The organism is Dactylosporangium sp. NBC_01737 (genome assembly GCF_035963215.1).
In the GTDB taxonomy this organism is placed as follows: domain Bacteria; phylum Actinomycetota; class Actinomycetes; order Mycobacteriales; family Micromonosporaceae; genus Dactylosporangium.
In genome coordinates this window covers 12,749,992-12,773,371 of sequence record NZ_CP109153.1, presented here as the reverse complement: position 1 = coordinate 12,773,371, position 23,380 = coordinate 12,749,992, and the positions used below count along the sequence as shown (strand labels likewise).

General features: G+C 71.0%; 22 protein-coding genes and 1 pseudogene. 5 read left to right on the top strand and 18 right to left on the bottom strand.

Translation table 11 applies throughout. From position 1 onward, the window contains the following. Positions 1–40 precede the first annotated feature (40 nt). From OHA72_RS58915 to OHA72_RS58835, 17 genes and pseudogenes are all read right to left on the bottom strand, one after another. On the bottom strand, positions 41–1,282 hold the full coding sequence (locus OHA72_RS58915; RefSeq protein WP_327004814.1) for a cytochrome P450: 1,242 nt from the start codon (positions 1,280–1,282) through the stop codon (positions 41–43). 169 nt (positions 1,283–1,451) lie between these two features. Further along, a complete protein-coding gene (locus OHA72_RS58910; RefSeq protein ID WP_327004813.1) occupies positions 1,452–2,225 on the bottom strand; it encodes a 2-hydroxy-acid oxidase in 774 nt (257 codons plus the stop codon). 2 nt (positions 2,226–2,227) lie between these two features. Further along, complete coding sequence (locus OHA72_RS58905; protein WP_327004812.1) at positions 2,228–2,515, bottom strand: acyl carrier protein; 288 nt, start codon at positions 2,513–2,515, stop codon at positions 2,228–2,230. A gap of 42 nt (positions 2,516–2,557) precedes the next feature. After that, positions 2,558–3,484, bottom strand: coding sequence for a 3-oxoacyl-[acyl-carrier-protein] synthase III C-terminal domain-containing protein (locus tag OHA72_RS58900; RefSeq protein ID WP_327004811.1), 927 nt, complete (start codon positions 3,482–3,484; stop codon positions 2,558–2,560). Continuing rightward, the gene (locus OHA72_RS58895; RefSeq protein ID WP_327004810.1) at positions 3,481–4,869 is read right to left on the bottom strand and encodes a condensation domain-containing protein; all 1,389 of its coding nucleotides are present in this window, start codon (positions 4,867–4,869) and stop codon (positions 3,481–3,483) included. The genes OHA72_RS58900 and OHA72_RS58895 overlap by 4 nt, the downstream gene beginning before the upstream one ends. Beyond that, on the bottom strand, positions 4,862–6,520 hold the full coding sequence (locus tag OHA72_RS58890) for a class I adenylate-forming enzyme family protein (RefSeq protein ID WP_327004809.1): 1,659 nt from the start codon (positions 6,518–6,520) through the stop codon (positions 4,862–4,864). The genes OHA72_RS58895 and OHA72_RS58890 overlap by 8 nt, the downstream gene beginning before the upstream one ends. Positions 6,521–6,524: 4 nt before the next feature. After that, positions 6,525–7,517, bottom strand: coding sequence for an alpha-ketoacid dehydrogenase subunit beta (locus tag OHA72_RS58885; protein ID WP_327004808.1), 993 nt, complete (start codon positions 7,515–7,517; stop codon positions 6,525–6,527). After that, positions 7,517–8,482, bottom strand: a complete 966-nt coding sequence (locus tag OHA72_RS58880; protein ID WP_327004807.1) for a thiamine pyrophosphate-dependent dehydrogenase E1 component subunit alpha — start codon at positions 8,480–8,482, stop codon at positions 7,517–7,519. The genes OHA72_RS58885 and OHA72_RS58880 overlap by 1 nt, the downstream gene beginning before the upstream one ends. Positions 8,483–8,507: 25 nt before the next feature. Beyond that, on the bottom strand, positions 8,508–9,311 hold the full coding sequence (locus tag OHA72_RS58875; protein WP_327004806.1) for a DUF3050 domain-containing protein: 804 nt from the start codon (positions 9,309–9,311) through the stop codon (positions 8,508–8,510). A 17-nt stretch (positions 9,312–9,328) separates the two neighbouring features. Beyond that, the gene (locus OHA72_RS58870) at positions 9,329–10,240 is read right to left on the bottom strand and encodes a phytanoyl-CoA dioxygenase family protein (protein ID WP_442788794.1); all 912 of its coding nucleotides are present in this window, start codon (positions 10,238–10,240) and stop codon (positions 9,329–9,331) included. 44 nt (positions 10,241–10,284) lie between these two features. Beyond that, a complete protein-coding gene (gene hppD / locus OHA72_RS58865; RefSeq protein WP_327004804.1) occupies positions 10,285–11,379 on the bottom strand; it encodes a 4-hydroxyphenylpyruvate dioxygenase in 1,095 nt (364 codons plus the stop codon). A gap of 59 nt (positions 11,380–11,438) precedes the next feature. Beyond that, positions 11,439–12,689 (bottom strand): beta-ketoacyl-[acyl-carrier-protein] synthase family protein, encoded by a 1,251-nt coding sequence (locus OHA72_RS58860; RefSeq protein WP_327004803.1) that lies wholly within the window; start codon positions 12,687–12,689, stop codon positions 11,439–11,441. Beyond that, complete coding sequence (locus OHA72_RS58855) at positions 12,686–13,231, bottom strand: beta-ketoacyl synthase chain length factor (RefSeq protein WP_327011880.1); 546 nt, start codon at positions 13,229–13,231, stop codon at positions 12,686–12,688. Before OHA72_RS58855 ends, OHA72_RS58860 begins: the two co-directional genes overlap by 4 nt. A gap of 249 nt (positions 13,232–13,480) precedes the next feature. Continuing rightward, positions 13,481–14,627 (bottom strand): annotated as a pseudogene (locus OHA72_RS58850) (beta-ketoacyl synthase N-terminal-like domain-containing protein). After that, positions 14,624–14,827, bottom strand: coding sequence for a phosphopantetheine-binding protein (locus tag OHA72_RS58845; RefSeq protein WP_327011879.1), 204 nt, complete (start codon positions 14,825–14,827; stop codon positions 14,624–14,626). The pseudogene OHA72_RS58850 and the gene OHA72_RS58845 overlap by 4 nt, the downstream one beginning before the upstream one ends. 38 nt (positions 14,828–14,865) lie before the next feature. Next, positions 14,866–15,144: an acyl carrier protein gene (locus OHA72_RS58840; protein ID WP_327004802.1), complete on the bottom strand. Its 279-nt coding sequence runs from the start codon at positions 15,142–15,144 to the stop codon at positions 14,866–14,868. Next, a complete protein-coding gene (locus tag OHA72_RS58835) occupies positions 15,141–16,655 on the bottom strand; it encodes a class I adenylate-forming enzyme family protein (protein ID WP_442788452.1) in 1,515 nt (504 codons plus the stop codon). Before OHA72_RS58835 ends, OHA72_RS58840 begins: the two co-directional genes overlap by 4 nt. A gap of 701 nt (positions 16,656–17,356) precedes the next feature. Between OHA72_RS58835 and OHA72_RS58830 the strand changes: the two genes are divergently transcribed. The 5 genes from OHA72_RS58830 to OHA72_RS58810 are packed head-to-tail and all read left to right on the top strand — an operon-like array spanning position 17,357 to position 21,444. After that, the gene (locus OHA72_RS58830) at positions 17,357–18,265 is read left to right on the top strand and encodes a methyltransferase domain-containing protein (RefSeq protein ID WP_327004801.1); all 909 of its coding nucleotides are present in this window, start codon (positions 17,357–17,359) and stop codon (positions 18,263–18,265) included. Between the two features lie 5 nt (positions 18,266–18,270). Beyond that, on the top strand, positions 18,271–18,537 hold the full coding sequence (locus tag OHA72_RS58825; RefSeq protein WP_327004800.1) for an acyl carrier protein: 267 nt from the start codon (positions 18,271–18,273) through the stop codon (positions 18,535–18,537). Beyond that, on the top strand, positions 18,534–19,730 hold the full coding sequence (locus OHA72_RS58820) for a glycosyltransferase (RefSeq protein ID WP_327004799.1): 1,197 nt from the start codon (positions 18,534–18,536) through the stop codon (positions 19,728–19,730). Before OHA72_RS58825 ends, OHA72_RS58820 begins: the two co-directional genes overlap by 4 nt. Further along, complete coding sequence (locus tag OHA72_RS58815; RefSeq protein WP_327004798.1) at positions 19,714–20,478, top strand: ABC transporter permease; 765 nt, start codon at positions 19,714–19,716, stop codon at positions 20,476–20,478. The genes OHA72_RS58820 and OHA72_RS58815 overlap by 17 nt, the downstream gene beginning before the upstream one ends. Before the next feature lie 12 nt (positions 20,479–20,490). Then, positions 20,491–21,444 (top strand): ATP-binding cassette domain-containing protein, encoded by a 954-nt coding sequence (locus OHA72_RS58810; RefSeq protein WP_327004797.1) that lies wholly within the window; start codon positions 20,491–20,493, stop codon positions 21,442–21,444. A 58-nt stretch (positions 21,445–21,502) separates the two neighbouring features. On the opposite strand, the gene OHA72_RS58805 is transcribed toward OHA72_RS58810, so the two are convergent. Continuing rightward, positions 21,503–22,759, bottom strand: a complete 1,257-nt coding sequence (locus OHA72_RS58805; protein ID WP_327004796.1) for a condensation domain-containing protein — start codon at positions 22,757–22,759, stop codon at positions 21,503–21,505. Positions 22,760–23,380: the final 621 nt, after the last annotated feature.

Below are 23,380 nucleotides of genomic sequence, written 5' to 3'. Positions count from 1 at the left end.
GAGCAGCCCCTGCCGGCGGGCGGCCCGTCACCTGGAGCCGCTAGGAGATCGTGACCGCGATTTCCTTGTAGCCGTGGAAGGTCAGCAGGTCCAGGGTGCGCGGCGGGCCGGCCAGCGCCAGCTTCGGGAACCGGCGCAGCAGCATCGGCAGCGCGAGCTGGAGCTCCAGGCGGCTGAGCGCCGCACCCAGGCAGTAGTGCGGGCCGACCGCGAATGACATCGTCTGGTTGTTCGGCCGGCTCGGGTTGAAGACGTCCGGTTCCGGGAACCGCAGCGGGTCCCGGTTCGCGGCGCCGAGCAGGACGAGCGCCTCGCTGCCGGCCGGCACCGGCACGCCCATGATCTCGGTGTCCTCCGACGCCCACCGGACCGTGAACTGCAGCGGCGTCTTGAAGCGGAGAATCTCCTCGACGTATGCCGGCGACAGCTCCGGCCGGTCGACCAGTTCGGCGCGGGCCTCGGGCCGATCGAGCAGCAGGGTGAGCCCGTTGCCGATCGAATGGACACTGGTGAGGAATCCCGCGTTGTACAGCCCGATGAGGTTGACCACCAGCTCGGCATCGCTGAACTCGGCCGTTCCGGACGCCTGAGCCTGCAGGAGCGCACTGATGAGGTCGTCCTGCGGAGCGGCACGGCGCGTCGCGATCAGATCGGTGAAGTACGCGGTCAGCTCGGCCGCCGCCTTGTTGCCCGCCTGCAGGTACCGCCAGTTCTGCGGACCCGGCTCAAGCACCAGCGAGAACGGCTCCGACTGGGACGGGAACCACGCCCGGTCCTCCTCGGGCACGCCGATCAGCTCGCCGATGACGTCGCTCGGCAGCGGATACGCCAATGTCGCCATGAAGTCCACCGGCCGCCCGCCGGCACCCAGCTCCTCGAGCAGATCGAGGCGGCGGTCGATGTGCCGGACGATCGCGGGCTCCAGTTGCGCGACGCGCCGCGCCGAGAAGGCCTGCGCCAGTGGCCGGCGCACCCGCATGTGGTCCGGCGGATTGAGGAAGAAGACGGACTGCTTCAACACCCACAGCGACAGATGGCGCCGCCACAACGGCTCGGCGCGGTGCTCCAGTTGATCCAGGTATGCGGCGTCCAGGATGCGGAATGTCGGGTCGCGCATCACCCGCTCGATTGCCTCCCACCCGTGCACGACGGCCGCGTACCGATCCACGGCAGGGTCGAGCGGCGCGGCCTGGCCCTGCCGGTGCAGATCTGCGTAGAAGGGATACGGGTCTCGCCGACCCTCGGCCGAAAAGAGATCCTTCAACGCAATCACGGTCTGCATCGAGGCAAGCCTCCCCCATCGTGTCCGACAGCTCCACCGGCCCGGCCGATGATAGCCCTATAAATGATCAACGTCGATGAACTGGCACCGCTGTCGGGCCGCGTGGATCGCGAGGCTCCGGACCGGCGGGCCGGATTGTGTTGTGCTGGTCGAGTCGTGCACCCCGCCGTCAGCCGAAGGTGGCCACGCACAGGTAGCGCAGGGCGGGGTCGTAGTCGGCGACCGCGATCCGGCCCGCGGTGCCGAGGTCGAGCGCCGCCAGAGACTCCCACACGCCGGTCATCGGCTGGGCCGGATCGGCGAGGACGACCAGGTCGGCCTTCACGTCGTCGGCGAGCGCGGCCAGCCCGCCGCCGAGCACGACCGTGGACGCGTCGAGATTGTCCAGGACGGCGTCGGAGTCAGGGGTCACGGTCACCGACACGCACGCCGCGGCGGTCGTCGCGTCCAGGTGCAGGGCGACTCCGGCATGGGCCGCCGGCAGTGCCACGGGCACCCCGGGGTCGTAGGGCAGGTCGGTCTGCTCGACGGCGATGAGCAGCGCCCGCGGGTGCGTCGCGGTGTAGGCCCTCATCAGCGACAGCGCGGTGAACGCCGCCGCCCGGCCCTGGTCCGACACCGCGAACGACATCGGCTCGCCCGGGCAGACGTGCGTCAGGTAGGTGCTGACCGCCCGCCCCGGCGAGATGTCCGGCACGTCGTAGGCGAGCACGAGCAGGTCGACCGGCGAGTCCGGCAGCAGCTCGACCGCCATCTCGCCGTAGGACTGGCCGCGCACCGGGTCCAGCGCGGAAGGGGTCAGCGACAGGCCGTACTGGCCGACGAGGTCGGTGAGGTACGCCGACAGGCGAGCCGTGTGATCCGGGTCGGCGGCGAGGACGGCCGGCGAGGAGTACCGGCGCGACACCGCGCGCCGGAGTCCCCAGCGGTCTTCGGCGGGCATGCTCACTCTTCCGGGAGCAGGTTTCCGGCGACGTAGTCGGCGAGGCTGCCGACCGTCTCGAAGTTGTCGCGGCCCATGTCCTCGACGCTGATCTCCCGCTCCAGCTTGTCCTCCAGCTCGAGGACCAGTTCCAGGCCGGTGGTGGAGCTCATGCCGAGGTCGTCCATGAGCGTGGTGGTCTCCGACGCGCCGGTGACCTCCCGCTTCAGCACGCGTGGCAGCAGCTCGCAGATCGTGTCGACGACCTGCTGGCGCAGCTCCGGGTCGACGGTGGTGGTGGTGTCGGTCATGAAGAGGCTCCTTGAAGAGAGGGCTTGCAGCGAGGGCGGGAGCTAATGCTCGAAGACCATGGCGGAGAACGTGGCGCCCAGGCCGGATCCCGCGGCGGCGATGACGTAGCGGTCGCCGGGCCGTAGCAGCTCCCGCCGCACGGCGGTGCGGTGGTTGAGGAACGCGTCGGCGCAGAAGACGTGGCCGTATTCCGCGACGTGCTCGAGCAGGACCCGGTCGAGCGGGTACCCGATCCGCTTGCACACGCGTTGCCAGGCGACCGCGTTCACATTGTGGGGCAGGATCACGGCGATGTCGTCCAGCGTCAGGCCGGCCTGCTCGACGGCGCTGGTGACCGCCTCGCCGAGGGCGTCGTGGTAGATCCGCTGGAACTCGCCGTCGACCTGCGCCAGCTCTTCGTCGAACTCGCCGCGCAGCCGCGCCACGTAACTGAGCTGCCGGTCGTGGGGACCGGAGGCGGCGACGAGGCAGGCGGCGGCGCCCTCGCCGAACATCGTCGTCTCCGGCACGAGCCGGGCCTCGCGGGTGAACGTCTTCTCGCCGGTGAGGATCAGCGCGAGCGCGTCGTCGGGTGCGGTCGCCAGGAGCCGGCCGGCGAGGTCGACGGCGAGGAGGCCGGACGCGCATGCGTGGTGGCCGACGGCGAACGCCTGCGCGTGCTGCAGGCCGAACGATTGGCACACGTCGTGCAGCGGGTTGTGCGGGTAGGGGACCACGCCGGGCATCGTCCGCGCGTAGAGCACATACCGGATCCGGGTGGTCTGCGCCGTGGTGAGCCGCAGGTCGGCAACCGCGAGGCGGAGCAGCTCGGTGAGCGAGGTGTCCGGTGCGTGCGAGGCGGTTCCGAGCTTGTGGTACCGGCGGAACACCCGCAGCTGCATCGGGGTCAGGCCGTACTCGTCCGCGTGGGACTCGATCGGGACGCGGCCCGCCGGCACGTGGGTGCCGATGGCGACGAGAGCGGTCACGGGGTCCTCGTTTCAGCAGCCGTTGACAGTGCCTGCAGCGCCTGGTGCACCGCGATCGCCTCGACCGACCTGGCGAGCGCCTCGACCCGGGCCGGGGGATTGCGCCACGTGTCGGTGAACCAGGTCAGCAGGAAGTGGCCGGGTTCGTCGTCGACGTCGATGTTGAGCGGGTCGTACGGGTCGTCCTGTGCGGCGGTCCAGCGGAACTCGCCCGGCGCGGCCGCGTGGACCTGTTCCGCGGTCGGTGCGTCGCCCGGGAACATCTGCCGGCTGATCGTGCGCCGGTCGTTGAACCAGATCCCCGCGTCGAGGTCGATGCCGAGCGTCCCGGCCAGGGTGCGCGCGTGCGCCTGGACCGCGGCCGGGTCGTGGTAGGCCCACTTGTAGGCGAGCATCGCCGCGATCCCGGTCTGGCGCAGCGCGTCGGCGAACGGCCGGCCGGCGACGTCCGCGACGCAGATCCCGTGCTGCGCGACCATGGCCACGACGTCGCCGAGGCCGCGGCGGAACCGGTTGTCGACCATCGGCCGGATGACGGCGGGCCGCCCGTCGCCGGCCTGGTCGGTGAGGGCGATCGCCAGGAAGGTCATCAGCACCTGCGAGGTGTCGAGGTCGGCGATCGTCGAGACGGTGTGGGTGGCGGTGTACAGGGCGGCGGACCGGAACTCGCCGCGGTGGTGTCGCGGCCCGGGCCGTTCGGCGAGCGGGCCGGCCGGCGGGAGCTGCCGCAGCATCCGGTCCCAGTGTTTCAGCGCCCGCTCGCGCTGCTTGAGCCCGTCCGGCGACGCCTGCCAGCGGACCTGGTCGAGGGGCTGCAGCCCGGTGGTCGGCGCGGCCTCCGCCCGCGCGGCGACCTCGCGGAGCATGAGCCGCCCGCCGACGCCGTCGGTGACGAGGTGGCAGGTGACGGTGGACAGGTACGCGGGGCTGCCGCCGACCCGCACGACGCCCATCCGCACCGGCCAGTCGGCGACGAAGTCGTAGCTCTGGGCGCGGTAGTGGGCGTCGACGGCCGCCGTGTACGCCTCCGGGTCGGCGCCGGGCGGCACGTCGAACACGTCGAGGCCGATGGTGCCCTGCGCGGCGACCGTCTGCAGCGGCTCGCCGCCGGCGTCGAAGCGGAGCCTGGTGCGGAACGTCGGGTACCGGTGCATCGCCCATTGCAGGTCGGCGACGACGTCCTCGATGGCCGTCCCGGCGGGCAGCGGCGCCCAGCCGCCGATGGGCAGCCAGGAGCGCTGGCGGAGCATGGTCAGCCAGATCTCGCGCTGTCCCCAGGACAGCGGCCCGATGCCGGCGCCGTCGCCGGAGAACCGGACCGGGATCCGCGTCGTGGCGCGGATCCCGGTGGTGTCGGCGGGGGCCGGCAGGTACGTGTCAGGCATTCGCCATCTCGGCGAGGTGCCGCTGCCGCATCAGGAACTTGCGGACCTTGCCGGTGGGGCCGGTCACGATGTTCTCGTCGGGGAACACGACGACCTTGCGCAGCGTCGCCGCAGCGGCCGGGGTCAGCGCGGCGCGGACGGCCTCTGTGTGGTCGACGGTCGGGTCGGCGCTCGCGTGCAGCGACAGCAGCACGTCGGACACGACCCCGGTGTCGGTGGTGACCGACACGATCGTGCAGTCGCGCACGTCGGGCACGGCCCGCAGGATCTGCTCCTCCGACATGGCGGTGTACAGCCAGTTGCCGTCGCCGAGGTCGACGGAGTCGACGGCGCGGTCCACGTGGTAGTAGTACCCCTCCTCGTCGCGGAACATCAGGTCGCCGGTCAGGTAGTAGCCGTTGAGCCGGTTCCGGTACGTGTTCACGTGGTCGTTCCAGTAGCCGGGTGCGAGAGTCGGCGACTTGAGGCCGAAGTGACCGACCGCGCCGACGGGGACCTCCTCGCCGGTCTCGGTGTCCAGCAGCGCGACGTCGGCGAAGACGTGCGGCACGCCGACGCAGCGGCCGTAGCGTTCGGTGTCGGGCCGGTGGGTGATGTGGAACGCGGAGTGCCCCATTTCGGTCGAGCCGAGCCCGTCCACGAACATGGAGCCCTTGACCCGCTCGACGGCTGCACCAGCTGAAGACCCGACCTGACGGGTGACGGTGTTGCGGCTGCCGACGTTGACGAGGTTGCGGATGTGCGGCTCGTGCGCGCAGTCGCCGGTGTTGAACCACAGCGCGACGGAGTCCAGGTCGTGCTGTTCGAGGTCGAAGCGGGCCAGCTCGGACCAGGTGACGGCGAAACCGAACACGCCGGTCGGCTTCCACTGCTCGATCGCGTCCAGCACCACGCCGCCGTCGCTCTGCTGCGACAGGAACAGCAGCTCGGAGCGGTTGCTCAGGGCGTGGTTGATGGTCATGATGCCGGCCGCGTGGGGGGCCGGCAGGGCACTGAGGATCCGCTCGGTGCCCTGGGCCCTCGGGCCGCTCAGCCGGATCTTGCGGGTGGCGTGGAACAGGCTGGCGTGCGAGTGCACGACGGCGGTCGGCATGCGGGTGGTGCCGGAGGAATGGGTGATGGCGATCGGGTCGTCGGCGTGCAGCTTGAACGGCGCCGGTGCCTGCGCCGGGTCGCCGGTGCCGGTGTCGGCCGCGTCCAGGACCGGGATGCCGACGTCGTGCTTGATCTCGCCACCAGTCAGCCGTTCGATGTGTGCGGCGTCGGTGATGAGCGCGGTCGCGCGCAGCTTCGCGATGTACGCCGCGGCGATGTCGCCGGGGATGTTCGGGTTCATCAGCGCCGGGATCGCGCCGAGCCAGACCAGGCCCATCCAGTTGAGGAAGCAGTCCGCGGAGCTGGTCACGTAGATGGCGACCGGGTCGCGGCGGCTGATGCCGTACGCGTGCAGCCACGCGGCGCGGGCCGCGGCCCGGTCGCGCAGCTCGCCGAGGGTGAGGCCCTGCCAGGCGGGGAAGCCGTCGACGGCGACGTCGAAGGCGATGCCCGGCCCGTCCAGTGCCGCGCCGTGCTCGATGAGCTTGTGCAGCACGTTGCCGGCACCGACGTCGGGGTCGGCGGCGAGCGCCGCCCGGATGCTCGTGGACGCCATGGGTCTACTCCTCGTTCTGCGTTGAAAATGAGGTCTTCGCGACCTGTTCGATCGCGGTGCGGATCTGGGCCCGGGTCGGCTGCAGCGCCAGGTCCAGTTCGCGGGCGAAGGGCAGCACCGCCCCGTCGGGGCGGGTGATCCGTTTCGGCGGCGCGATCAGGCGCATCTGTTCCGCGGCGGTCGCCAGGATCTCCCCGCCGATGCCGCAGGAGCGGTTGGAGTCGTCGACGACGACGAGCCGGCCGGTGCGTTCCAGGGACTCGGCGAGCCCGGACCAGTCGAAGGGGTGCAGCGTCCGCGGGTCGAACACCTCCACCGACACCGTCCCGGCGAGTTCCTCGGCGACGGCGAGGGCGTCGTGGACGAGGTGCCCGACGGCGACGACCGTCACGTCGTCACCGGCGCGGTGGATGCGCCCCGACCCGAGGGGCACCGGGGCCAGGGTGGCGAAGTCGACGTTGTCGCGGACCCCGATTGCGCCCGCCGGCGCGAACACGATGACGGGGTCGTCGTCGCGGATCGCGGTCAGCAGCAGACCGTAGGCGTCGGCGGGGGTCGCGGGCACGACCGTCTTCACGCCGACGTGGGCGAAGAGGCTGTACGGGTGGTCGGAGTGCTGCCCGGCCCAGCCGCCGCGGGAGCCGGAGCTCGGCAACAGGTAGGTGACCGGGATGCTGACCTGACCGCCGGTCATCAGGGAGAACTTGTGGGCCTGGTTGGCGATCTGCTCGAACGCCAGGAACAGCAGCGCCGGGATCTGGAACTCGATCACGGGGCGCTGGCCGGCCATCGCGGCGCCGGTGGCGAAGCTGGTGAATGCCTGCTCGGAGATCGGCATGTCGACGACCCGTTCGGGGCCGAACTTCTTGAGCAGGCCGGTGGTGACGTTGCTGACCGCGACGCCGACGTCCTCGCCGAAGACGCAGACGGCCGGGTCGGCGTCCATCTCGGTGCTCAGGGCCCGGTTCAGCGCCTTGAGATACGACAGGTTCGGCATCAGGAGACCCCCGCCCTGGCCCGCAGGCCGTCCGCGTACAGATGGTCCAGCGCACCGGCCGGGTCCGGCATGGGGCTGTCCACGGCGAAGCGGACCGCCTCGTCGAGCAGCGCCTCGATCTCCGCGTCGATGCGTTCCCGGTCCGCGACGGGGATCCGGGCGCCCTGCAACGCCACCGGGTCGCGCCGCATGCCGAGTGCCACCTCGTCGTCGGTGCGGTACCGCGGCCGTGCGCTGTGCTCCCACGTGTGGTGGGCGTCGAAGCGGTACGCGACGCACTCGATGAACGACGGACCGCCGCCGGAACGGGCCCGGGCGACGGCGTCCCGCGCGGCGGCGAGGACCGCCTCGGGGTCGCTGCCGTCCACTGTGGACGCCGGGATGCCGAACGCCTCGGCGCGGCCGGTGATCGAGCCGGCGACGGCCTGCTCGACCCGGGTGGTGGTGGCGAAGCCGTTGTTCTCGCAGACGAGGACGACCGGCACCTTCCACAGCGACGCGAGGTTCATGGTCTCCAGCACGACGCCCTGGCTGACGGCGCCGTCACCGAAGTAGGTGATCGCGACCGTGTCCTTGCCGGCCCGCCGGGCGGCCCACGCGGCGCCGGTCGCGATCGGCACGGCGGCGCCGACGATCGCGTTGGCGCCGAGGATGCCGAGGCTGAAGTCCGCGGCGTGCATGGAGCCGCCGCGGCCGCCGTTGAGCCCGGTGGCCCGGCCCGTCAGCTCGGCGAGCATCCGGGCCGGGTCGGCGCCCTTCGCCAGGACGTGCCCGTGGCCGCGGTGGGTGCTGGTGATGACGTCGCCGGGGCGCAGCGCTCCGCAGGTCCCGGCCGCGATCGCCTCCTGCCCGAGGTACGGGTGGATCCCACCGACGATCGTGCCGTCCCGCACCAGTTCGATGGCGCGTTCCTCGAACCTGCGGATCAGGCGGACCGTCCGGTACAGCCCGGCGGCGTCAGTCACGTGTGCTCCTTCTTCGAAACGGCGACTACGCCGCGAGGACCTTCTCGTCGATCTTGGCGAGGATGCCGCTCCAGAGCTTGGCGCGGGCGGCGAGGGCGAGGTTGATGGTCTCCGCGCACTCGCTCCACTTGCTCTCGTCGTCGCCGCACAGGTCGGTGACCATCTGCATGGCCATCGGCGTGTGGAACTCGCCGTCCACCTCGATGTGCCGCTCCAGGTAGTCGACGAACGTGTCGAGCTGCCCGCCGCCCTGCTCGTTGACCTTGACGACCTGGGTGAACATGTCCGGGATCAGGTCCTCGCGGCCGAACGCGAACGCCGCGGCCTGGCAGTGGATCGGCGCGGTGTCGATGAGGTGCCAGGTGAGCCCGACGAACTCCGCGGACGCCTCGGGCACACCGGCCGCCGCCATCGCCGCCGGCACGGCGGTCCTGTCCCGCAGCAGCTCGATGAAGGTGTCGATGACGGTCGTGTCGGCGCCGGCCTCGCGCATGCCGAGCAGGTACAGCTCGAAGTGGCTGATGAAGCCGCCACGCAGCTCGTCGCTCTCCTCGACCAGGACGATGTCGTTGATGAGCCGCCGGCTGCCGGTCGGGCCGGTCGGGATCCACGGCACCTCGACGCAGGTGAGGTTGCGCTGCAACGACTTCAGCAGCGACATGAAGTCCCACACGGCGAAGACGTGGTGCTCCAGGAACGTCTGGATCGCCGGCAGGCTGTCCAGCCGGGCGTAGATCGGGTGGGACACGACCTCGTTGCGGGCATCGGCGATCAGCGCCTCCAGCCGATCGATGCCCGGGTGTCGCTGACCCCAGTCGTAACGGGACATGTGAGCCTCCTGAGAAGTTAGGGCGTACGCCACAACACGGGGCAGTACTCGGGATCGGAGTAGTCGGGTCGGCCGTCTTCGGTGCGCCGCACCAGGACGTCGTGGTTGTAGGTCACGACGTCACCCGTGCTGAGTTCGAACCGGCGGTACTCGTTCGCACCGTCCTGCAGGTGGAAGGAGACCGCGCGGCGAGGGTTGTCGCTGCGGTTGGGGCCGCTGCCGTGATACGTGCGGCAGTGGTGGAAGCTCATGTGTCCCTTGGGGATGACCATCGGGATCTTGACGACCTCGACGTTGTTGTACGCCGCGTTCTCCGCGAGCATGACCTCCAGGTCGTCGCGGTCACGCTCGGCGAAGTGCTTCGTCGTGGTGTCGTCGGCGAGGATCTCCTCCCACCGGTGCGAGCCGTCGACCATCGTGATCGTGCCCATCTCCTCACCGCAGTCGTGGAAGGGGATGAACGCCGTCAGCATGTTCTCCGACGTGCAGGACGACCAGTAGTGCCGGTCGAAGTGCCACGGGACCACGTTGCTGGGCTCACCGACGATCGGCGGCTTGTAGATCAGCGTCGACTGGAAGACCCGGATCTCGTCGGCCTTCGCCAGCCGCGCCGCGACCGCGCCGATGAGCGGCTTGCGCAGGATCCGCGCGATCGGGTCGCTCTCGTAGTGCACGTAGTCGTGGTGGCGCTGCACGTCGCCGTGCGACGGCTCCCAGTACGCCAGCCGGGGCGGGCGCACCGGCAGCGTGCGGGACCGCTCACCGGCGTAGAAGCGTTCGGTCACCTCGACGAGCTCGTCGACCTCGTCATCGGTGAAGAGCTTCTTCGTCAGGTACCAGCCGTGCTGGGCGTAGTGCTCGACGTCGTCGTCCGACGGCAGCAGCGCCAGCTCGTCATCGGACAATGTGAACGCCCGGGTCGCTGAGATGGTCAAGGGTCTATGTCCTTTCGAGGTCGTGAGAGGGGGCGGGGTCAGCTGCGCAGGCCGTCTGTGGTGTCGCGCACCGCGGCGAGCTCGCGCTCCTTCGCGGCGTACAGCGCCGGGATGTTGCTCGTGCCGAACGTCCGGGCGCCGTGCCGGTCGATGAGCTCGAGGAAGTACGTCCGGCGGATGTGCGTCGACTTGGCGAAGATCTGGTACATCTGGCCCCAGTGGTCCCGGTCGACGAGGATGCCCAGCGGCCGCAGCTGCTCCACGGGCACGTCCACCGCGCCGAGCCGCGCCTCGAGCATGTCGTAGTAGCTGGCCGGGGTCTGCGCGAACTCGACGCCCTTGGCGCTGTAGGCGCGCACCGCGGTCACGATGTCGTGCGTGCTGTAGGCGATGTGCTGCACGCCGGCGCCCTCGTGCCAGGACAGGAAGTCGTCGATCTGGCCGGCGCGGCGGCTCAGGTCCGGCTGGATCAGCGTGAACGTCACGCCGCCCGACGGGCTCTGCACCACTTTGGACTGCATGCCCTGCTCGCCGACCTCGATGTACTCCTGGAAGATCATGGTGAAGCCGAAGACCCGCTCGTAGTACTGCACCGTCGGGTCGAGCTCGCCGGCCTGCAGGCAGATCGCGGCGTGGTCGATGGTGTGCAGCAGGTCCGCGTCCGTCGGCGCGCCGGGCGCGACCGACATGTCGATCGCGCCGGGGAGGAACTGCCCGTCGCCGGGGGTGCGCTGGACGAGGCGGTGCGTCACGTCGCCGAAGCCGGACACCTCCGCGGTCACGACGGTCGAGCCGTTGTGCTCCAGGCGCTGCGGCGGCTGGAGCGGGGTGGCGCCGGCCGCGACGGCCTCGCTGAAGGCGACCTCCACGTCGGTGCAGCCGAAGGCGATGACCGACACGCCGTCGCCGTGCCGGGCGACGTAGCGGCTCGCGCGGTGGTCACCGCTGAGGCCGGAGGTGAGCAGGATCCGGATGTCGCGCTGCCCCAGCAGCACGCTGCGCTGACCCATGAGGCCGGTCTCCGGGCCGCCGTGGCCGTAGACGTGGAAGCCGTACGTGGCGCACAACTGGTGCGCCGCCTGGCGCGCGTCGCCGACGAACATTTCGATGTGGTCGGTGTCGAGGATCTCCATGGCCTGCTTCCCTTTCGGGTTCTGATCGATCGTTGCCAGATGGCGGTGACGAGCGGGCGTCACGCCGTGCGTGTCCACGCCGACTCCGGCCGGCCGAAGATCAGGCTCACGTTGTGGCCGCCGAAGCCGAAGGAGTTGGACAGGACGTGGGTCACCTCCGCGGGGCGGGGTTTGCGGAGGTGGTCGACGTCGCAGGCGGGATCGGGCTCGTCCAGGTTGTGCGTCGGCGGGAGCAGCCCGCGGAGCATGGCGTGGACCGACACCGCGGCCTCCACCACCCCGGAGGCGCCGAGCATGTGGCCGGTCACGCCCTTGGTGGAGCTGACCGGCGGGGTGTCGGCACCGAACACCGCGCGGATCGCGGTGGACTCGGCCACGTCGCCGAGTTTGGTGCTGGTCCCGTGCGCGTTGACGTAGCCGACGTCACCCGGTTCGATCCCGGCGTCGGCGATGGCCCGGCTCATGCAGGCGGCGGCGGCCGACCCGTCGGGGCGGGGGGTGGTGGGGTGGTGTGCGTCGTTGGTGGCGCCCCAGCCGACGAGGTCGGCGTAGCGGCGCGCCCGGCGGGCCTCGGCGTGCTCGGCGCGTTCGACGATGAACACTCCGGCGCCCTCACCGAGGACGAGCCCGTTGCGGCGGCGGTCGAAGGGGCGGCTCGCGGCGGTCGGGTCGTCCCAGCCCCGGGCGAGTGCCCGGGCGTTGCCGAACGTGTCGGCGAGCGTCGGGAACAGCGGCGCCTCGCTGCACCCGGCGACGACGATGTCGGCCTCGCCGGCGCGCAGCAGCCGCACGGCCTCGCCGATCGACTGGGCACCGGCGGCGCAGGCGGTGCCGATGGAGGAGCTGTACCCCTGGATCCCGTGGCGCATCGCGACCCGGGCGGCGCCCATGTTGGGCAGCATGCCCGGCAGCAGGTAGGGGCTGACGCCGAGGCGGCCCTTCTGGGAGCGCAGGACCGCCTGCGCGTCGAGGGTCGCGAGGCCGCCGGTGCCGGACAGGATGATGGCGATGCGGTACGGGTCGACGTCGCGGCCGACCTCGATGCCGGCGTCTGCCAGGGCCTGCTCGGCGGCGGTCATCGCCATGATGATGTACCGGTCGACGACCCGCGTCTCCGGCGCCGGCAGGACCGACGTCGGGTCGATCGGCGGGGAGAACGCGGCCACGTCGGTCGATCCGAAGAGGGGATGGTCGGCGGCGGGCCGGGACAGCCCGGACCGCCCGTCGCACATCGCGTCGAAGACCTCGGCGCCGGTGCTGCCGACGGGGGTGACGAGCCCGATCCCCGTGATGGCCATGGATCTGCTCATGGTGTCCCTCTTTCGGCGGTTCTTTCGGCGGTTCCGGCGGCGACGAGCACCGCGGCGGCGGTGTCGTGGCTGGTTCCGGTGATGGCCTCGGGCACGGCGGCCTGTTCGAGGAGGATGACGAGGACCTCGTCGGCGTCGCCGTCGGCGAGCAGCAGCCTGGCCACCGTCAGCCCGGCGTCGGTGCTGTCGACGCACACGACGGGCCCGGTCAGCCGCCAGCGGGAGGCGACGTGCCCGGCGACGGCGTTGGGCACGGACTGGAAGAAGAACAGCGGCCCGACCCGGCCGCCGGTGTCGACGGCCTCCGCGACGTGCGTCGCGCTGGCCACGTCGCCGAGGGAGGTGACGAGCACGATCGCGGTCACCGCCGGTGGAGCGCTCTCCGCACGGCGCTGGAGGCAGCGGCCGGCCGTGGCGGCGACGAGCGGGTTGAACGTGGAGTGCACGAAGCCGGCCAGCTTCGGCAGTTCCTCGTCACCCGGCTCCGGCCAGTCGGCGGCGGCGAGGACCTCCAGGCCGGCCCGCGCGGCGAGCGCGGTCAACGGCGGGATCTCCTCGACGAAGAGCTCCGCCGCGCCGAGACCCTGCTCCGCCGGGTCGAGAACTAATCCGCTCACGCCGTCACCTGCGCTGCGCTCCGGCGCCGGCCTGAGCCAACACTGCGCCCATGATGAGCGGCCTCTCCGCTTCGCTCCGGGCCGCTCATGCCGTCACCTGCGCTGCGCTCCGGCGCCGGCCTGAGCCAACACTGCGCCCATGATGAGCGGCCTCTCCGCTTCGCTCCGGGCCGCTCATGCCGATCCCACCAGCAGTGCGGTGTTGGCGCCGCCGAACGCGGCGTTCAGCGACAGCGCGTAGGTGGGTGCCGCCGCGGTGAAGCCGTCCAGGACCAGGTTCAGCTCGCAGTGCTCGTCGGCGGCGAGGAACCCGGCGTTGACCGGCAGCCGGCCGGTGCGCAGCGCGTGCAGGGTGACGATCAGCTCCAGTACCCCTGATGCCTCAAGGGCCTGGCCGTGCAACGACTTCGTCGAGGACACGGGGACGGTGCCGGCGTGCTCGCCGAGCGCGATGTGCAGCGCCGCGGACTCCGCGACGTCGCTCTGCGCGGTGCCGGAGCCGTGCGCGTTGACGTAGCCGACGTCCGCCGGCCCGATCCCGGCCCGCTGCAGGGCGGCGGTGACCGCACGGGCGAGGCCGAGACCGCGCGTGCGGCTGGCGACCCCAGCCGGCGAGCCGGGCGAGCGCCGTGGCACCCCGGTCGCGGGCCGCGGCCGCGGACTCCACGACGACGGCGCCGACACCGTCGCCGAGCAGCAGGCCGCGCCGTCCTTCGCTGAACGGCCGGACCTGTCCGTCAGTGGACAGTGCACGGCCCGCGTCGAAGAGGGAGAACTGATCAGCGTCCACAAGGTAGCCACCGGCCACGACGACCCGGTCGAGTTCGCCGCGGGCGATCGCCGCCGCCGCGTCGGCGACCGCGGTGCTCGCCGCGACGCACGCCGAGGTGTACGCCCGGATCCCCGCGCCCAGCGGCAGGTCCCCGGCCAGCCCGGTGCTGGTGGCCAGCGCGGCGGTGAACGCGGTGCTGCTGTGCTGCCGGCGGTCCGTCTCGGCCACGCGGGCCAGCGCCGGATCGCCGTGCAGGGCGAGGAAGAGCGGCGCGGCGGCGCGCTGGGCGGTGCTGAGCTTGGCCTCGTCACAGGCCTCGTCGACCACCCGCACGAGCTCGTTGGTGAGGGCGGGGGAGCCGGGCATGGCCGCGGCCACCCCGACCCGCCGTCCCGTCACGTCGAAGCGGTCCACGGGCTGGAACGCCGGCGTACCGGCGTCCAGCCCGTCGGCGAGGGCGGTCATGCCCCGGCCGAACGCGCTCAGCACGGCCGCTCCGGTCAGCACCACCGCACCCGGACCGCGCCGAGCGGTCATGGTGGCGGTCATCGCGAACCCGTCTCGACCTTCAGTTCCTGTAGGACCTCGAGCGTCCCGCTCACCGTCGACATCCGGGCGAGGGCTTCGTCATCGAGGTCGAGCGGCACACCGTAGTGCTGTTCGAGCTGGTGGACGAGCCAGGCAAGCTCCAGGGAGTCGATCCCCTCGGCGATGTCGGCCGGCGAGCGGTCGCCGTACGTGGCGAGCATGGCCAGGACGTCGTCGCGGGTTGGCGCAGCGGCCACGCTCAGCTGCCCGCCGTTGCTGCGGCGGACCGGCGCTCGGCAACCGCGGCGATGAACTCGCCCACGGTCATCCCGGCCAGCTTCTCCGCCTCGTCGTCGTCGAAGCGCACGCCGAAGCGGTCCTCGACGCGCACGGCGAGTTCGGCGAGCGACAGCGACTCGAGGTCGGCGCCGGCCGGGCCGAGCGCGGTGTCGTCGTCGACGTCCTCGGTGCTGTAGTTCATCTCCGTCAACGAGTCCAGCAGGAACTGGCGAATTTCCTGATTCGTCGTGTCGTTCATCGTGAGTGGTTCCCTTCCTTCACGGGTGCCGGCGCGACCGGGTCGGTCGCGCCATCGGTCACGTCTTCTCCCGCACGCTGCCCTGGGATCGCCGCCGGGATCGCGGGCGCCGGGACGGCGGCCAGCAGGGCGGCGCGGTCCCGGACGAGCTTGCCGGTGGCGGTGCGCGGCAGCTGATCCACGACCTTGAGCACGCGCGGCCGCTTGAAGCCGGCCAGCCGCTCGGCGAGCCGCTCCTGGACCTGCGCCGCGGTGGCGCCGTCGCGCAGCATCACGTACGCCTCGATGGCCTTGTCGAACGTCACGACGGCGCTGGCGACGCCGGGCAGCGCGGCGAGGGTGTGCTCGACCTCGGTCAGGTCGACCTTGAGGCCACCGACGGAGACCTGCGAGTCGCGCCGGCCGTGGATGCGCACGCGGCCGGTGGCCTCGTCGACGCTGCCGGCGTCCTTGGTGTGCAGCCAGCCGTCGGCCCAGCGGGCCGGGTCGACGAGGCCGAGGTACGGCGACGCGGGCAGCGACACGAGCAGCTCGCCGGCTTCCTCGCGGACGGTGAGGCCGGGTGCGGGGGTGAGGGAAGGGCGGTGTTCACCGAACAGGTCGGTGGCGATGACCCCGACCTCGGTCATCCCGTACATGTTGCCGAGGCGGATGCCGTAGCGGTCGACGAAGCCGCCGTAGACCTCGGCGCGGACCAGTTCCCCGCCGGTGGTCATGCCGGTCAGCTGTGGAAGTTTCATGGGGGCGTGCACCGACGAGAGCAGCTCGATGTGGAAGGGGACGCCGAGCAGCGTCGTCGGCTCCGGTCCCGCGGCGACCGTGGACAGGATGCCGTCGGCGGTCATCCGCGCCGGCACCACGAGCTGAACGCCGGCGTGCAGGCCGTAGAGCAGGCCGCCGACCAGACCGAGCACGTGCACCATCGACGCGAGCGAGACGATCCGCTCGCCGCACTGCGGCACACCGGCGCCGATCTTCACGTAGCGCCCGACCTCCTCGACGAGGTCCGCCGCGGTGCGGGCGATGACCTTCGACGGGCCGGTCGAGCCGGAGCTGAGCTGGATGAGCGCGTGCGCGGTGTCGGCGGGCCGCCCCGGGTACGTGGCGACGCGCTCCTCGATCTCGACGAAGCCGCGCAGCGGCCCGCCGGTGACGTGCTTGGCGGTGACCACGACCTGCGGTGCCAGGCGCTGCAGGGCGTTGTCGACCTCATAGGCGGTGAGGCGGTGATCCAGCAGCGCCGCGCGGGCGCCGAGCCGCCAGGCGGCGAGCAGGTTGGTGACGAATGCGAGCGACGGGGCGAGGCACAGCGCGACGGCTCCGCCGGGGCCCAGCCCGGCGGCGGCGAGCACGGACTGCTTGGCGGAGATCATGGCGCGCAGGTCGGCACGGGTGACGGGGGCCTCGAAGACCAGGGCGACCTGGTCAGCGGGGCCGGACAGCAGCACCTCGTCGACCCATGACGGGTCGATGCCCCGGGTTCGATGGATGTCGGTAACGGCGTCGGTCACCCGGAACCCCTTTCTGCGCACACGGTTGCCCCGCTGACCGGACGGCCCACGTTGGCCGGCGATCAGCGTGTGCAACCCCCGAATGAACACACTGGCGAACGTCGAGCGGGCCTGCAGCCGCCGGTGCGAATCACGCCCGGACACAATGCTCAGGAATTAGTCAGCTCGACTAGCCATAGACCTTACGCAATCAAAGCCGTTTTACAAGAGTGCACAACCCGACCGTGCCGCCGTTTGTCCGTTCTGCCATGCCTACGACCGCTAAAAATCGTTTGCATCGATACGTTCTGCATTAGGTTCGGTCTCTGCCCCGTCCAACAAAACTGCGAGGTCAGTACCGGTTCGGGGGACATCCGACGACTGCCAAATGGGGCAATATGCGCCACTAAGCGGCGCACCGGATACAACCGGTATCTACCCTGAGAACACTCGCCACCCGCCCATTGCCATGCGCTACGGTGCGCAACCGCCACGATTGACACCCGTGAACGTCCGTCCGGGCCGATATACCGTTTCGCCATGTATGGCGACACGATGAGCGTCGGCCTGCGCGATCTCCGACAGTGCAGGCCGGGGCCGGTGGCGAGCCATGTAACGTGCATTGACAAGCGTCGGCGCGTCGCCCATACAATGGCCGGGCTCGTGCGTCCCTATCCGGGAACGCGCCCATAGCTGGTGATCCCATTCGGAGATTTGCGACTGTGAAAGCTAATGCCAGTTCCGCATACCCGTCCGCACCTGCCGGGCCCGGACTGAACGCCGCCGTCGAGCGGTATTACGACACGACCCTGGACCTGTACGAGGATCTCTGGGGCCAGCACGTGCACCACGGCTTCTGGGACATCGGCGAGCGCCCCGGCAACGACGACGACCGGCACGCCGCGACCGACCGCCTCGTCCGCGAGCTGGTCGACTTCGCGGGTATCCCGGCCGGCGCCCGGGTCCTGGACGTGGGCTGCGGCATCGGCGGGCCGGCGATGCACCTGGCCGGGCCGCTCGGCTGCACCGTCGAGGGCGTCACCCTCAGCGCCGCGCAGGCCGCCCGCGCCAACGAGAAGGCCGCGGAGCTGGGCCTCGGCGAGCGGACCAACTTCCGCCAGTCCGACTTCTTCGAAGGCGGTTACCCGGACGCGTCGTTCGACGCGGTGTGGGCCGTCGAGAGTCTCATGCACATCGCGGACCGGGAGGCGTTCTTCGCCGAGGTCCTGCGGGTGCTCAGACCCGGCGGCATCGTCGCCATCGCCACCTGGTCGGTCCGGGACGGGGAACTGAACGCCGAGGAGACCCGGGTCGTCGACCAGATCCTGCGCCACCAGGTGATGCCGAGCTTCTCCTCCCTGGAGGAGCACGAGCGGCTCGCCGCCGCGGCCGGCTTCACCGACATCGCGATCGTCGACTGGAGCGCCAACGTCGCCAACTCCTGGGAGCCCGGGTTCGCCCAGGTCAAGGGGCTGGACAACGGCCGGTCGATGATGCGTGACCTGGCCCGCGACCGGGGCGTCGACGTGCTGGGCTTCTTCTACGCCGGGCCGCTGATGCTGAAGGGCTTCGAGACCGGTGCCGTGACCTACGGCGCGGTTCGTGCCACGAAGCCGGCGGCAGGGGACTGATCACCGTGACCACGGCGCCGCATCTCGCCGTCCATCGGGAGATCGTGGAGCTGCTGCGCCAGGTCACCGGCGAGGACGAGACCTGGGCGGCGGCGGTCACGCCGGACACCCGGGTCGACACCGACCTGTTCATCGACAGCCTCGAGCTGGTCGAGCTGAGCGTCAGGCTGCGGCAGGCGTACGGCGTGGACCTCACCGCATACGTGGCCGGCCTGGAGCTGCCCGAGCTGATCGAGCTCACCGTCGGGGACCTGGCGGGGCTGGTCCCATGAGCAGGTTCCTGTTCCTGTCGCTGCCGCTGACCGGCCACGTGCACCCGATGGTCGCGGTGGCCAACGTGCTGCTGGCGCGCGGGCACGAGGTGCTGTGGGCCGGGTCGGAGTCCTTCCTGCGCCCCCTTGCCGGTCCTGCCGCGGCGATCCACCCGATCCCGCTGCGCGCGCACCGTGGCCAGGCCGAACGCGGCCTCGACGCGACCCGCTCGCGGTGGGAGGGCTACATCCTGCCGCACACGAAGTACACCCGGAAGGGTGTCGAGGCGGCGGTCGAGGCGTTCCGGCCGGACCTGCTCGTCGTGGACCAGCACGCGATCGCGGGCCCGATCGTGGCGCACCGCTTCGGCCTGCCGTGGGTGACCGTCGCGTCCAGCGCGATGGAGCTGACCAGGCCGTTCGCCCGGCGCCTGCCTCGCGTGGAGGAGTGGATCCAGCAGCAGATGCGCACCGCGTGGAGCACCGCCGGCCACGACGGTGAGCCGCCGTGGGACCTGCGGTTCTCCCCGCACCTGCTGATCAGCTTCCTCGGCGAGGACCTGCTGGACGACCCGTCGCAGCTGCCGCCGAACACGGTCACGGTCGGGCCGTCGATCGCGCCGCGCACGCCGGATCCGGACTTCCCGTTCGACTGGCTCGACCCGGCCCGCAAGCACGTCCTGGTCACCATGGGCACGCTCAACATGGACCAGGCCGCGCACTTCTACCCGCGGATCCTGGCCGCCCTCGAACCGCTCGGCGAGCAGCTCCAGGCGGTCGTCGTGGCGCCGCAGGGCACGATCACCGGCGAGCCGGGGCACGTGCTGGTGCGCCGCCCGGTGCCGGTGCTGGACCTGCTGCCGCGGCTGGACGCGGTGGTCAGCCACGGCGGCGCCAACACCGTCAACGAGTCCCTGGTCCACGGGGTGCCGCTGCTGGTCGCCCCGATCAAGGGTGACCAGGCGCTCATGGCCTCGGCGGTGGCGCGGGCCGGCGCCGGGCTGCGGGTCTCGATCGACCACAGCCGGCCCGGGGCGCTGCGCGCCGCGCTGCTCGACCTGCTCGACGACCCCCGCTACGCGGAGGCGGCGCGGGCGACCGGCAAGCGACTGCTCGCGGGCGGCGGCGCCGATGCCGCCGCGACGGCACTGATCCAGTTCCTCCCTCAAAGCACGACGTCTGAAAGCGAGCAAGCGCGTGAAACTCCTGCGTGACACCTGGTTGATCTTCCAGCGGCACATGCTGCTGATGCTCCGGTCGCCGTTGTGGGTCGTCCTCGGCGTCGCCCAGCCGGCGGTCTACCTGATCCTCTTCGCGCCGCTGCTCAAGCCGGCGCTCGCGTCGGTCGGCGCGGAGACGATGAGCGACGCGTACAAGATCTACGTGCCGGGCATGCTCGTCGCCCTGGCGCTCGCCGGCGGCCTGTACGTCGGCTTCGGGCTGCTCGGCGACCTCGCCAACGGCGTCATCGAGCGGTCCCGGGTGACCACGGTCAGCCGGGTCGCGCTGCTGCTCGGCCGGTCGCTGCGCGACGTCGTCACCGTCGTCGTGCAGTGCATCATCATCACCGTCCTGTCGCTGCCGTTCGGCGTATTCGTCAACATCGGCAGCCTGCTGCTCGGCTACGCGATCCTGGCCCTGTGCGCGCTGTCGTCGGCGTCGATCTCCTACGGCATCGCGATCCGCGTCGCCAACCCCAGCGTCCTCGGGCAGGTCGTCAACAACATCGCCCAGCCGCTGATGCTGCTGTCCGGCACCCTGCTGCCGCTCGCCCTCGCGCCGCTGTGGCTGCGCACGGTCGCCGACTTCAACCCGTTCAACTGGGCCGCCAAGGGCCTGCGCGCGCTGTTCATCGGGGACACCGGCAACCCGGCGATCTGGCAGAGCATCCTGATCGCCGCCGGCCTCATGGTGGTCGCCGTGATCTGGTCGGCCCGCACATTCTCGCGTTCGGTCCGGTAAGGGAGCAGGATCATGATCAAGATCAAGGGTCTGAAGAAGGTCTACAAGTCGGGCCGTGGCAAGAAGGCGACCAGCGTCGAGGCGGTCAAGGGCATCGACCTCGACGTCGCGCAGGGCGAGATCTTCGGCTTCCTCGGCCCGAACGGCGCCGGCAAGACCACCACGCTGCGGATGCTCGCGACGCTGCTGTCCGCCGACGACGGCGAGGCGACGATCGCCGGGGCGAACCTGCGCACCGAGCCAGAGGCGGTGCGGCGCGTCATCGGCTTCGTGGCGCAGGGCGGCGGCACCACCGACGACGTGACAGGCCGCGAGGAGATCGTGCTGCAGGCGCGCATGTACGGCATCAGCAAGGCAGAGGCGGAGAAGCGCGCCGAGGCGGCACTGGCGGCGTTCGACCTCACCGAGTACGCCGACCGCAAATGCAAGACCTACTCCGGTGGTCAGCGCCGCCGCGTCGACATCGCGATGGGCGTCATCCACCAGCCGCAGGTGCTGTTCCTGGACGAGCCGACCTCGGGCCTGGACCCGCAGAGCCGGGCGCACATGTGGGACGAGATCCGCCGGCTGCGCGCCGAGGGCATGACGGTCTTCATCACCACGCACTACCTCGACGAGGCCGACGCCCTCTGCGACCGGCTCGCGATCATCGACCACGGCGAGATCGTCGCCGAGGGCACCCCGTCGGACCTCAAGCGCGAGATCTCCGGCGACGTGGTCACCGTCGTCGTCGCCGACGAGGCCGAGCGCGCCGGTGAGGTGCTGGGCAAGGAGCCCTTCGCCAACGGCGTCGAGGTCCGCGAGGACAACGAGGTGCGGCTCAACGTCGACGCCGGCGACTCCGCGATCCCGCAGATCATGCGGACCCTCGACGGCGCCGGGATCAAGCTGGAGACGATCGGGCTGCACCGCCCGACCCTCGACGACGTCTTCCTCACCAAGACCGGGCGTTCGCTGCGCGACTGACCGCCACCAGTACGTGCGAGGGGGCGCGACCCGCCGGGGTCGCGCCCTCGTGCGCGCCTCAGAACCGCTGCCCGCCGAGGGTCTCGGCCAGGCACGCCTGCATCGTGGTCATGACGGTGGTCAGCGCCTCGCGGTCGATGCCGCCCCGGTTGACCCGGAACATCAGGTTGAGCGAGGTCAGGCCGCGCACGATCAGGTAGAAGCCGGGTCCGGTGGTGCGGCCGTGCTCGAACCACTCGATCTTCGGCGCGTCGAGGCGGTCCTCGGACGGGAAGCCGGGCGGCGCGAGCATCGGGTTGTAGTAGAAGCCCCGGTCGACGGGCGGGTCGAGGCGGGTGTGCTCGTCGCGGATCTGCCAGATCGCGTCGGGGGAGCACACGCCGTTCTTCAGCGCGTTGAACGCCTTCCAGTGCACCTTCGGCAGGATCGCCTCGAACGGCTCGTCGGGCTCCAGGTCCAGCAGCAGCGGCGCCCACTGGTTGAGGCTGGTCACGACGCGGGCGTGCTGCTCGTCGAACCGGTTGGCCGACATCGGGAACAGCAGCACCTCACGCTCGCCGGTGGCCGCCTGGATGCCGCGGTAGTAGGCGGCCAGCAGCAGGCTGGCGAGGGTGACGTCATACTTGCCCATCGCCTCGTGGGCCAGCGGCATCGGGATGCCGGTCTGCAGCACGGCGCCGAGGGTGTTGACGTCCTCGGGTTCGTGGCGGCGGGGCGCCGCGCCGAGGGTGCGCCGCCAGTACCGTTCGGCGTTGCGCAGCCGGCTGCTGCCCTCGCCCTGCTGGTTGAGCGCGAGCTCGAGGGGTCCCGGCGCGGCCGGCAGGTCGGTGCCGCCGAGGATGGCCTCGAAGTCCTCGCGGAGCACGACCGAGGCGACCCCGTCGGCGGCCATGTGGTTGACCACGACCAGCACCTGCCGGGGGGCGCCCGCGTCCAGCAGGATCCACGCCCGCCAGGGCAGCTCGCTGAGCGCGTCGATGCCGCGGCGGATCTCCTCGGCGTCCTTGGTCTCGCGGTCGGCCACGTCCGCGGTGCCCTGCCGGACCTGCGCGAGGACCTCCTCGGCGGTGTCCGCGGCGATCCGCTGGCGGGGGAAGCCCTCGTCGTCGATGACGTACGTGGTGCGCATCGAGGCGTGCCGCATGGCGACGGCGCCGAGCGCGGACCAGACCTGTTCCTCGCTCCAGTCGCCGTCCGGCAGGTCCCAGACGAAGGAGAGATTGGCCTCCCACAGCCGGTCGGGCGGGAACCTCTCGATGTCGCGCCAGACGGACAGCTGTCCGACGGTGGCCGGATACGTCTCGTCGCCGGACAAGGTGCGCCTCCAGGGGGTGTTCGATGTGGTGATCCTTCGGTGCCCCCGTGGCAGTGGTGGTGCGGTGCTGCGGCGGTTCGGTGGCTCGGTGCGAGGGGAGCCCGCGCCGGAATGCGGGTGACACCCATGCCCGTCGGGTGCCGTCCCGCCCGTGCCGGCACGGGCTCCTGCTCACTCGGTGGTGCGTCTACTCGGTGGTGCGTCTGCGGAATGCGGGGGCTGGAATCAGCCGCCCGACACGACCCGGCTGGAGACAACGCGGCTGGACACGACCCGGCTGGAGACAACGCGCATGAGTTTCACCTCCTCATATCGTTTGGCACATCACAGTGCGATATGGAATGGCAGGGCACACCCCATCCGTCGAGTTCACGACGAATCTGCAGAAGCCCCTGCGGTCATTTTGAACGACCGAAGTCTATGACCGCCAGAAGCATCACCCCGTGTGTGGATCGTGTCAACCGCGCACCCAAAGACTTAGGAAGTTTTCAATGCGTTCCGCATTTCCCAGGCGCTTCCACGGAAATCGGACATAACGATCGTTAAAATTCGGACCTTCAGGCATTGATTGGATGAGATCAATATTCTCCCCTTTCGTCAGGTAGAAGACAGCCGATAGGC

What these genes read in the sequence shown, in the direction of transcription:
- OHA72_RS58840 (WP_327004802.1), bottom strand. Translation starts at nt 15,144, where the DNA reads ATGAACGACACGACGAATCAGGAAATTCGCCAGTTCCTGCTGGACTCG.
- OHA72_RS58910 (WP_327004813.1), bottom strand. Translation starts at nt 2,225, where the DNA reads ATGCCCGCCGAAGACCGCTGGGGACTCCGGCGCGCGGTGTCGCGCCGG.
- OHA72_RS58905 (WP_327004812.1), bottom strand. Translation starts at nt 2,515, where the DNA reads ATGACCGACACCACCACCACCGTCGACCCGGAGCTGCGCCAGCAGGTC.
- OHA72_RS58810 (WP_327004797.1), top strand. Translation starts at nt 20,491, where the DNA reads ATGATCAAGATCAAGGGTCTGAAGAAGGTCTACAAGTCGGGCCGTGGC.
- OHA72_RS58895 (WP_327004810.1), bottom strand. Translation starts at nt 4,869, where the DNA reads ATGCCTGACACGTACCTGCCGGCCCCCGCCGACACCACCGGGATCCGC.
- OHA72_RS58915 (WP_327004814.1), bottom strand. Translation starts at nt 1,282, where the DNA reads ATGCAGACCGTGATTGCGTTGAAGGATCTCTTTTCGGCCGAGGGTCGG.
- OHA72_RS58860 (WP_327004803.1), bottom strand. Translation starts at nt 12,689, where the DNA reads ATGAGCAGATCCATGGCCATCACGGGGATCGGGCTCGTCACCCCCGTC.
- OHA72_RS58820 (WP_327004799.1), top strand. Translation starts at nt 18,534, where the DNA reads ATGAGCAGGTTCCTGTTCCTGTCGCTGCCGCTGACCGGCCACGTGCAC.
- OHA72_RS58890 (WP_327004809.1), bottom strand. Translation starts at nt 6,520, where the DNA reads ATGGCGTCCACGAGCATCCGGGCGGCGCTCGCCGCCGACCCCGACGTC.
- hppD (WP_327004804.1), bottom strand. Translation starts at nt 11,379, where the DNA reads ATGGAGATCCTCGACACCGACCACATCGAAATGTTCGTCGGCGACGCG.
- OHA72_RS58885 (WP_327004808.1), bottom strand. Translation starts at nt 7,517, where the DNA reads ATGCCGAACCTGTCGTATCTCAAGGCGCTGAACCGGGCCCTGAGCACC.
- OHA72_RS58845 (WP_327011879.1), bottom strand. Translation starts at nt 14,827, where the DNA reads ATGCTCGCCACGTACGGCGACCGCTCGCCGGCCGACATCGCCGAGGGG.
- OHA72_RS58875 (WP_327004806.1), bottom strand. Translation starts at nt 9,311, where the DNA reads ATGTCCCGTTACGACTGGGGTCAGCGACACCCGGGCATCGATCGGCTG.